General features: G+C 69.2%; 8 protein-coding genes and 1 riboswitch. Of the genes, 3 read left to right on the forward strand and 5 right to left on the reverse strand.

The features are described 5' to 3' along the window. Positions 1-89: 89 nt before the first annotated feature. From ACFWY9_RS09875 to metG, 5 genes are all read right to left on the reverse strand, one after another. On the reverse strand, positions 90-1,100 hold the full coding sequence (locus ACFWY9_RS09875) for a methionine ABC transporter ATP-binding protein (protein WP_378338630.1): 1,011 nt from the start codon (positions 1,098-1,100) through the stop codon (positions 90-92). 217 nt (positions 1,101-1,317) lie between these two features. After that, a riboswitch (SAM riboswitch) is annotated at positions 1,318-1,408 on the reverse strand. A 115-nt stretch (positions 1,409-1,523) separates the two neighbouring features. Next, entirely contained in the window at positions 1,524-2,399 is an 876-nt protein-coding gene (rsmA, locus tag ACFWY9_RS09880; protein ID WP_378338631.1) for a 16S rRNA (adenine(1518)-N(6)/adenine(1519)-N(6))-dimethyltransferase RsmA, read from the reverse strand. 406 nt (positions 2,400-2,805) lie between these two features. Next, on the reverse strand, positions 2,806-4,206 hold the full coding sequence (locus ACFWY9_RS09885) for a transglycosylase family protein (protein WP_378338632.1): 1,401 nt from the start codon (positions 4,204-4,206) through the stop codon (positions 2,806-2,808). 321 nt (positions 4,207-4,527) lie between these two features. Further along, complete coding sequence (locus ACFWY9_RS09890) at positions 4,528-5,364, reverse strand: TatD family hydrolase (RefSeq protein ID WP_378338633.1); 837 nt, start codon at positions 5,362-5,364, stop codon at positions 4,528-4,530. 9 nt (positions 5,365-5,373) lie between these two features. Then, entirely contained in the window at positions 5,374-7,167 is a 1,794-nt protein-coding gene (gene metG / locus ACFWY9_RS09895; protein ID WP_378338634.1) for a methionine--tRNA ligase, read from the reverse strand. 61 nt (positions 7,168-7,228) lie between these two features. On the opposite strand from metG, the gene ACFWY9_RS09900 reads away from it, so the two are divergent. The 3 genes from ACFWY9_RS09900 (at position 7,229) to ACFWY9_RS09910 (ending at position 9,660) form a co-directional block, all read left to right on the forward strand. After that, the gene (locus ACFWY9_RS09900) at positions 7,229-7,816 is read left to right on the forward strand and encodes a PadR family transcriptional regulator (protein WP_378324431.1); all 588 of its coding nucleotides are present in this window, start codon (positions 7,229-7,231) and stop codon (positions 7,814-7,816) included. 82 nt (positions 7,817-7,898) lie between these two features. Next, positions 7,899-8,906, forward strand: a complete 1,008-nt coding sequence (locus ACFWY9_RS09905) for an ATP-binding cassette domain-containing protein (RefSeq protein WP_378338635.1) — start codon at positions 7,899-7,901, stop codon at positions 8,904-8,906. Further along, positions 8,896-9,660, forward strand: coding sequence for an ABC transporter permease (locus ACFWY9_RS09910; protein ID WP_378324428.1), 765 nt, complete (start codon positions 8,896-8,898; stop codon positions 9,658-9,660). The genes ACFWY9_RS09905 and ACFWY9_RS09910 overlap by 11 nt, the downstream gene beginning before the upstream one ends. Positions 9,661-9,770 lie beyond the last annotated feature (110 nt).

The following is a 9,770-nucleotide window of genomic DNA, read 5'->3' on the forward strand; positions in this document are numbered from 1 at the left end:
CCCATGTGTTTGTTGTCTTTCCACCCCCCCACCCCGTGTTTGTGCCACCCCCCCCCCCGCCCCCGGCCCACCTTCGTGATGCCGGTGGATCAGGCGGCGACGCCCTGCGGACCCCGCGTTGCGTGCGTGACCCGGCCGCCGCGCTCGGCGATCCAGGCCAGCGCCGCGTCCGACCGCTCACCGCGGACGCCGAGCCGGAACCGGCCCACCGGGGTGTCCCCGATGCGGGTGAGTCCGCCGCCGATGGTGGCGAGTTCGACGTCGAAGCGGCTCGCCGCCTCGGGCAGCAGGGCACCGACCGACGCGAAGCCGATCAGGACGACGTCGACCGAGCGGTCGTAGCGCGCGGCCTGCGTGCGAGTGGTCTCGATCGCGGGCAGCAGCGTCTGCGCGGTGCGGCTGGCCGGGTCGGAGATCAGGTCCAGCACGGTGCCGCGTTCGAGGACGGCGCCGTCCTCCAGCACGGCGACGTCGTCGCACACGCGCCGCACCACGGTCGCGTCCGGGGTGGTGACCACGATGGTGACGCCCAGTTCGGCCCTGGCGCGGTCGAGGACGGTCAGCACGGCTCCGGCCTCGTCGCTGTCGACACCCGCGGTCGGGTCGTCGGCCAGGAGCACCGACGGGCTCGCCGCGAGCGCTTTCGCGACGGCGACGCGACGCAGCTGACCCTCGGTCAGCTCAGCCGGGCGCTGGGCCGCGCGCGGGGTGAGCCCGACGAGGTCGAGCAGCGTGCCCACGCGGCTGCGGCGCTGCGGGCCGTCGACGCCCAGCTGCTCCAGCGGGGTGGCGATGTTGCCGGCGATGGTCCGCTCGGCGATCAGCTCCGGTTTGGTGCCGACCACGCCGAGCTGACGCCGGATCTCGCGCAGCCGCCTGCCGTCGAGCGTGCCGGTGTTGAGGCCGTCGAGCCGGACCACGCCGCGGTCGGGACGCTCCTGCAGCGCGATGCAGCGGGCGAGCGTGGACTTGCCCGAGCCGGCCGGGCCGACGACGCCGAAGAGGGACCCGGCCTGCACGTCGACGCTCACGTCCCGTAGCGCGACGACCGGATTTCCGTTGTGGGGAAAGGACTTGGTCAGGTTTTCGACAGTGATCACGAAAGGCTCCAGAAGCAGGGCGCAGCACCCCCAGGCGCGCGCGACCGTTCACCAGTTGACCGTCCGAAATGGACGGTGCTCACGAAATGAGATTCAGGCGGCAGAACTCAGGCGAGAACGGTGGAGCGTCGACACGCACAGACCGTGCGGCGACCTTCATCGACTACACGCCGCCTGGTGAGCAGGAGCGGGCGGGCAACCCTCTTCATGGACGTGGCCTCCATCGGTCCTGGCGGTAGCACCTGCCCCGGGGAGGGTGGTTGCTGCGACTTCGGCGAGCCAGGTCTCTCAGTCGCTCGGGATGGACGCTTCGAGTAAAACCGATCCCATGGATTGAACGCAAGCCCATAGGCACAGATCACACGAGTGGCCGTGCCCAGACCTCGGGATCGGGCCGGACTTCAGCAAGCTGCGATAACGCCGTCACGCACCGGACGGACGGGGCGCGCGCCCCGCTGCCGCGACGATACGCGCGAAGTCCCCGACGTCAAGCTGCTCGCCCCGGGTCCGGGGATCGATCCCCGCGGCGACGAGCACCGCGCCGGCCCGGTCCGCGGAGCCGGCCCAGCCCGCCAGCGCCGCGCGCAGTGTTTTCCGCCGCTGTGCAAACGCCGCGTCCACGACACCGAACAGCGTTTCCTTGTCCACAGTGGACTCTTTGACGCCGGATTCCGCACGTTCGAAGGAAACCAGTGCGGAATCCACGTTGGGTACCGGCCAGAACACTGCTCGCGGAACGGCGGCGACCTTGCGGGCGCGGCCGTACCACGCGAGCTTGACGCTGGGTACGCCGTAGATGCGGCTGCCGGGCCCCGCGGCCATCCGGTCGGCGACCTCGGTCTGCACCATGACGAGGCCGCGCGCCAGCGACGGCAGCTCGGCCAGCAGGTGCAGCACGACGGGCACCGCGACGTTGTAGGGCAGGTTCGCGACGAGCGCGACCGGCTCGGCGGGCAGGTCCGCGGCCTTGACGCGGAGCGCGTCGGCACCGACGACGGTGAGCCGCCCGGCGGCCTCCTGGCCGCGCTCGGCGACCGTGGTGGGCAGCCGCCCGGCGAGCACCGGATCGATCTCGACGGCGATCACCTCGGCGCCGGCACCGAGCAGCCCGAGGGTCAGCGAGCCGAGCCCGGGCCCGACCTCGAGGACGACGTCACCCGCGCCGACCCCGGCGAGTTCGACGATGCGCCGGACGGTGTTCGGGTCGTGCACGAAGTTCTGGCCGAGCTTCTTCGTCGGCCGGACGTCCAGCTCGGCCGCGAGCCCCCTGATCTCGGCAGGGCCAAGCAGTTCCACCACCGGCAGATCGTACCCAGCGCCGGTGGCCGGGGGCGTGCCGAGGGACGCCTTGGGTGCGTTCAATGCACCGAGGGACGCCCCCGGCGCATTGAACGCACCAAGGGCGTCCCTCGGTTGCGGCCGCCCCCGCACACGACCGCTCGCGACCACTGGTGCGGCGAGCGTCACTTCGTCACAGCTGACGTGACATATGACGCCGCGATGTCACCGATTCCACTTCTCCCGGCACAACCTCGGCTCCGCACAGCCCGGCCCGGATGCGCCCCAATGTGGCGTTCGGTGCGTTGAACGCAGCCAATGCCACATTGGGGCGTTCGGGCACCTCGAGAACGGGGCACGGACCACCGAACCGGCAAAGCGAAGGCCCCCGGCGCAACGCGCCGGGGGCCTCGCGGAAAGAACAGGATCAGGGCTTGCAGCCCCAGGCGCTGTATCCGCCACGCGCGTCGCGGACCTTCTCGGCCACCGCGATCTGCTGCTCGCGCGACGCCTGGTGCGGGTAGGACGCGTATTGCTGGCCGCCGTAGGCGTCCCAGGTCTGCTTGTCGAACTGCAGACCGCCGTAGTACCCGTTGCCGGTGTTGATGTGCCAGTTGCCGGTCGACTCGCACTGGGCGATGCGGTCCCACACCGAGGTGTCACCGATGGCGGGCTGCGCCGGCTTCTTGGTGCCGACGCGGGTGATCTTCGGCTTGGGCTGGGTGGTGATCTGCTCGGAGACCTGCTCGCGAGAGACTTCCGCGCCGTTCTTCTTGGTGACCTTGTAGGTCACCATCTTCTCGCCGGGGGTGCCCGGGTCCTCGACCTGGGTCTTGCCCTTCTCCAGCGTCGGGTCGTCGACCTTCTGCTCCGGCGGGTCGATGGCCTCCTTCTGGTTGACCATCGTGACGCCGGTGCGGCTGACGTGGACCTCGGCACCGTCGGTCAGCTTGACGTCGAGGCCGCCCTCGACCGCGTCGTCCGGGCCGAGCGGCATCTTCAGCTCACCAAGGAGTTCCTTGGTGGTGACGGCGTTGCTGGTGAGCTTCTTCGGCTCGTTCGCGCCGTCGTAGAGCGTGATGTTCTTGAGGGTCTTGACCTGGACGGTCGCGCCTTCCAGCGGCAGCTCACCGCTCTGCGGCATCGACGTCCAGGCACCGGGCTTGACGACGTCGGCCATGCCGAGCTGGCTGAGCGCCTCGCCGAAGGTGGTCGCGCGGACCCAGGAGGACCGCTCGGCGCCGTCCACGACCAGCTTGAGCTGGCGGCCGCGCTCGAGCTTGATGACGCCGCCGTCGCCGACCGCGGCCTGCGGGGAGGGCGAGAGCGAGTCGTGCGCGCCGACCGACAGGCCCGCGTCCTCGAGCACCTCGCCGACGGTGCCGCCGAAGCTGTGCACGGTGCGCTGCTGGCCGTCGACGTCGACGGTGACGCTCTTGTTCGCCGCGAGCGCGGCGGCGCCACCACCGGCGACGCTGAGCAGGACGCCGAGCACGGCGCCCTTGAGGAAGCGCTTCTTCCAGGTGCGGGTGGCCTCGCGCAGGCCGTCGTCGACCTTGACCGCGGCCTTGCCCGCTTCCTTGCCGACCCGGTCCTCGGCCACCTCGTCCGGCAGGACGATGGGCGGGAGCATCGTGGTCTCGGCGTTGATGAGCTCGATCAGCTCGTCGACGTCCACGTCGATCTCGGACATGAGCGTGTCGGCGTCGGGGCCGAGCGCCGCGAGGATGTCCTGCTGGGTGATGCGCGGGTCGTCGGAGAAGTCGAGCTGCCCGTAGGCGGTGTCTTCCAGCTCACGGTCGAGTACGGCCGTCTTGCTACCAGTCACCGGGTCGTTCCCTTTCCCAAGACGTCGTATTGCTACGCCGTCCTTCGCCTCGGTGCGCCGAACCGGCGCACCTCTGAAGTCCGACACCCGCAGCCAGCGCCATCGTCACGGTTCCGAGTCGTACCAACCTCGGTTCCGCTTCCCCGACGTGCACTGACGTGACTGTGGGCGTAACAGCCGGCAACTGCTTACGCAGTTCCGACCGGCACGATCACGGGACAGTAACGGAGGTCGGCGGGTTGCGCAAACACCCCCCGGAGTGTCGTGACTTGCGTCACTCATCAGGTGGACGAATGTGACACCTCGAATGTCGCAGTCCGTTCAAGCCGATGTGACACTCGGGAGCCGGAAGACTCGTTCGGCAGTGGTCCGGACCGCTTCGGCGACCTCGTGCACCGCCTCGCCGCGGAGCCCCGCGAGGTGCCGCACGGTGTAGGCGGTGCAGTACGGCTCGTTCGGCCGCCCACGGAACGGATGGGGGGTCAGGAACGGCGCGTCCGTCTCGGCGAGGTACTGCCCCGCGGGCACGATCCGCGCCGCCTCGTGCAGCCCGCGCGCGTTCCGGAAGGTCACGGTTCCCGCGAACGACAACACATAGCCGGCGTCGGCACACCGGCGCGCGATGTGCTCGTCGCCGGAAAAGCAGTGGAAGACGACGTCGTCCGGCGCGCCTTCCTCGTCGAGGACGCGCAGGACGTCCTCGTGCGCGTCGCGGTCGTGGATCATCAGCGGTTTGCCGATCCGCTTGGCGAGGTCGATGTGCCAGCGGAAGGCGTCCTGCTGCGCGTCGTGCGGGGAGTAGTCCCAGTAGTAGTCCAGCCCGGTCTCGCCGACGGCCACGACGCGGTCCTGCCGCGCCAGACGCTCCACTTCGGACTGCTCGGCCTCGCCGAACTCCTTGGTGCGTGTGGGATGGATCGCCACCGCGGCGAACACCCGGCGGTCCCAAGTGGACGCTTCGGCGGCCCACCGCGCGGCCGCGAGGTCGTCCGCGACGGTGACCACCCGGGACACTCCGGCGCGCTCGGCGCGGTCGACCATGGCCGAGACATCGGCCGCGGTGACCGCGCCGCACGCGTCGAGATGGGTGTGCGCGTCCACCACCGACACGGGCAGCCGGTCCGGGATCGGGGGCAGCTCGCGCTTGTCGTCACCCATGCGTACCTCTTACTTCTGGATCGGCGCCCACTCCGGCCCGGTCTCGCCGAGTTCCGGGTCGAGCTTGGCGAACAACGGCGTCGGCTTGTTCAGCGGCCTGCCGACCTCGATCGGGACGGACTTCCAGCGCGCCTGCTCGGCCGCGTAGTCGCCGGTGAGGATCGGGTTGACCCGGTCGGGGATGTCGAGGTCCTCGACCTCCTTCAGCTCCGGCTGGGCGGCCCAGACGCCGGTGCCACCGAGCGCCTCGTGCACCTTCTGCGCGGAGTGCGGCAGGAACGGCGTCAGCAGCGTGTTGGCGTCGGAGACGACCTGCAGCGCGGTGTGCAGCACGGAGTCGCGGCGGGCCGGGTCGTCCTTGAGCTTCCACGGCTCCTGATCGGACAGGTACCGGTTCGCCGCGGTGACCACGCGCATGGCCTCGCTCGCCGCCTGCTTGAACCGCGACCGCCGCAGATGTCCGCCCGCGACGTCGAAAGCCTTGCGGGACAAGGCTTTCAGCTCCTCGTCGGCGGCCGCGGGGGCCTCCGGCCGGGGAATCGCGCCGACGTTCTTGTGCGCCATCGAGATGGACCGGTTGACCAGGTTGCCCCACTCGTTGGCCAGCTCGAAGTTGGTGCGCCGGACGAACTCGTCCCAGGTGAAGTCGGTGTCCTGGGTCTCCGGGCCCGCCACGGAGATGAAGTACCGCAGCGTGTCCGGGCCGAACTCGCGGAGGAAGTCGTTGACGTAGATGACGGTGCCGCGCGAGGTCGAGAACTTCGAGCCGCTCATGGTGAGGAACTCGCTCGACACGATCTCGTCGGGCAGGTGCAGCTTGCCGTACGGGCCGGGCTCGCCGCCGCGGTCACCTTCGCCGTTGTGCCCGAACAGCAGCGCGGGCCAGATCTGGGCGTGGAAGGTGATGTTGTCCTTGCCCATGAAGTAGTACGAACGCGCGTCCGGGTTGTTCCACCACTCCTGCCACGCGTCCGGGTTCCCGGACCGGCGTGCCCATTCGACGCTGGCGGAGAAGTACCCGATCACCGCGTCGAACCAGACGTAGAACCGCTTCATCGGCTGGTCGCTCCAGCCGTCGAGCGGGATCTTCACGCCCCAGTCGAGGTCACGGGTGATCGGCCGGGGACGCATGTCGTCGATCAGGTTCTTGGTGAAGTTGAGGACGTTCGGCCGCCAGTCCGTCTTGGTGGACAGCCATTTCCCGAGTGATTCGGTGAACGCGGGGAGATCGAGGAAGTAGTGCTCGGTCTCGACGAACTTCGGCGTCTCGCCGTTGATCCGCGATTTCGGGTTGATCAGCTCGGAGGCGTCGAGCTGGTTGCCGCAGTTGTCGCACTGGTCGCCGCGGGCGCCGTCGTAGCCGCAGATCGGGCAGGTGCCCTCGACGTAGCGGTCCGGCAGCGTGCGCCCGGTGGACGGGCTGATCGCGCCGCGTGTCGTCTTCGGGACGACGTAGCCGTTACGGTGCAGCGCGAGGAAGATCTGCTGCGTCACCTCGGCGTGGTTGCCGGTGGTGGTGCGGGTGAACAGGTCGTAGGTGAGGCCGAGGCCCTGCAGGTCGGAGCCGATCTGGCGGGTGTACTTGTCGGCCGTCTGCTGGGAGGTGAGCCCCTCCTTGTCGGCCTGGACGGTGATGGGCGTGCCGTGTTCGTCGGTCCCGGACACCATGAGCACCCGGTTGCCGGCCATTCGCTGGTAGCGGGAGAAGACGTCGGACGGGACGCCGAATCCGGACACGTGGCCGATGTGGCGGGGGCCGTTGGCGTAGGGCCAGGCCACCGCGGTCAACACAGGGGTGCTCATACCTGTTTAGCCTACGGATGCCCGCTGAGGCATGGTTACTGGCGTAGGAGAAGGAGGCCGGGTGTCCGCGACACGGCTGCTGGTGCTCGGGGTCGTGCGCATGTACGGCAAGGCACACGGCTACCAGGTGCGACGCGAGCTGTTGTCGTGGCGTGCGGACAAGTGGGGCAACGTCCAGCCGGGCTCGATTTATCACGCACTCAAGAAGATGACGGCCGAAGGCCTGCTCGAACAGGTCGCCGAGGACGCGGGCGGTTCCGGCCCCGAGCGCGTCGCCTACCGGCTGACCGAGGACGGCGAAACCGAGTTCATGGTGCGGCTGACCGAGGCGCTCGCCAGTGACGAGGCGACCGGCTACAGCATGTCCGCGGCTGTGACACTCATGCCGACACTGCCCCGCGACCGCGCGCTCGCCCTGCTCCGTCAGCAGCTGGCGAACATGGAAGCCCACCTCACCGCCACCCACTACGCCCGCGAACACGCCGTCGAGCTGGGCAAGCCGCCGCACGTCGGCGAGTTGTACCGGCTGTGGAGCGCGCACGCGGAAGCCAACGTGACGTGGATGCGCGGGCTCATCGCACGGCTCGAAGCCGGGGAGTACGTCATGGCAGGCGAAGGCGAACCCGCGTTCGGCGAGCCCGCCCGGTAATCAAGTTTGACTAGCGCACGATACGTGAGGCAGACTGCGCCATTCGGGTAGTCAAATTTGACTAGCTGCGAAAGGGGTTCTCATGATCAAGGCGCGCGGTCTCGAGCGGCGGTTCCGCCGCAAGGGCCGCAACGGCGGCGAAGTGCACGCCGTCAAGGGGGTCGACCTCGACGTCGAGGCCGGGGAGCTGGTCGGCTTCCTCGGCCCGAACGGGGCCGGGAAGACCACGACACTGCGCATGCTGACCACGCTGCTCAAGCCCAGCGCGGGCACCGCGACGGTCGGCGGCTGCGACCTGCTCACCGATCCGCTGGGGGTCCGCAAGAAGATCGGGTACGTGGCACAGGGCGGCGGGACCGCGCCCGAGGTGAAGGTCGTCGAGGAGATCGAACTGCAGGGCAGGCTGTACGGCCTGAGCAAGGCGGACGCGCTCAGCCGCGGCGCCGCGCTGGCCGGGCAGCTCGACCTCGCGGGGCTCGAACAGCGGCTCACCAAGACACTGTCCGGCGGTCAGCGCCGCAGGCTCGACATCGCGCTCGGGCTCATCCACTCACCGGGGCTGGTCTTCCTCGACGAGCCGTCGACCGGGCTCGACCCGCAGAGCCGCGCGAACCTGTGGGAGCACATCCGGCGCCTGCGCGACGACCACGGCGTCACCGTCTTCCTCACCACGCACTACCTCGACGAGGCGGACGCCCTGTCGGACCGGCTGATCGTGATCGACGACGGCCGGATCGTCGCCGAGGGCACGCCGGACTCGCTCAAGGCGAGGGTGTCCGGCGACGGCGTCACGATCGAGGTCGAACCGGCGTCGGCGGCCGAAGCCGCGGAGGTCGCCGGGAAGCTCACCGGGGCACACGAGTTCGCGGTCACCGGCGGCACGATCCGCTTCCGGGTGCCGCGCGGGGACACCGCGATGCCGGAACTGTTGCGGGCACTGGATTCCCGCGACATCGCGATGGCCGCGATGCAGGTGCACCGGCCGACGCTCGACGACGTCTTCCTGACGCTGACCGGCCGCAGCCTGCGCGACGCCGAAGAGGGCACCCAGCCCGTCGAGGCGGCGAAGGAGGCGAGCCATGTTGCGTGACACCTGGCTGATCTTCCGTCGCGACATGCTCGCGGCTTTGCGGAACCCGACCTGGGTGATGATCGGGATCATGCAGCCGCTGCTGTACCTGTTCCTGTTCGGCCCGCTCATGGTCGACACGGTCAAGACGCAGGGACTCACCGAGACCGACGGCTGGATGCTCCTCACCCCGGCACTGGTCGCGCAGCTGGCGTTGTTCGGCAGTTCGTTCGTCGGTTTCGCGCTGCTGGCCGAGTTCCGCTCCGGCGTGGTCGAGCGGCTGCGGGTGACCCCGGTCAGCCGGGTGGCGCTGCTGCTGGGCAAGGTGCTGGCCAACGCGCTGCAGGCGGTGGTCCAGGCGGTGCTGATCATCGTCATCGCGTACCTGGTCTTCGACCTGAACGCGCCGATCGGCGGTGTGCTGCTCAGCCTGGTGATCGTGTTCCTGCTGGCGATCACACTCGCGTCGTGCTCGTACGCGCTGGCGTTGACGATCAGGAGCGAGGAAGCCTTCCCCGCGGTGCTCAACGCCGTGCTGATGCCGTTGCTGCTGCTGTCCGGGATCCTGCTGCCGATCATTTCGGGCAAGGCGCCGGACTGGCTGTACACGATCTCGCAGATCAACCCGTTCCGGCACGTGGTCGACGTCGAGCGGAACAGCTTCAAGGGCGACTTCTCGATGGACGCGCTGTTCACCGGCAGCGTCGTCGTGGTGGTGATGGCCGTGCTCGCCGTGTGGTGGGGCGCCCGCACCTTCCAGCGCGAAAACGCCTGATCCCGCGGCCGGTGCACCGAAGGGGGGAGTGAAAAACAGAGAAGGAAGGGAAAGAACCAAAAACAAAAAACCCCCCCCCCAGCACCACAAAAAAAAAAAAAAAAAAAACA

The sequence above is a fragment of the Amycolatopsis sp. NPDC059027 genome, from assembly GCF_042739735.1.
Taxonomy (GTDB): Bacteria; Actinomycetota; Actinomycetes; order Mycobacteriales; family Pseudonocardiaceae; genus Amycolatopsis.

Bases quoted from the DNA above. Each gene is read 5' to 3' on its own strand.
- ACFWY9_RS09890 (WP_378338633.1), bottom strand. From the start codon at position 5,364: ATGGGTGACGACAAGCGCGAGCTGCCCCCGATCCCGGACCGGCTGCCC.
- metG (WP_378338634.1), bottom strand. From the start codon at position 7,167: ATGAGCACCCCTGTGTTGACCGCGGTGGCCTGGCCCTACGCCAACGGC.
- ACFWY9_RS09905 (WP_378338635.1), top strand. From the start codon at position 7,899: ATGATCAAGGCGCGCGGTCTCGAGCGGCGGTTCCGCCGCAAGGGCCGC.
- ACFWY9_RS09910 (WP_378324428.1), top strand. From the start codon at position 8,896: ATGTTGCGTGACACCTGGCTGATCTTCCGTCGCGACATGCTCGCGGCT.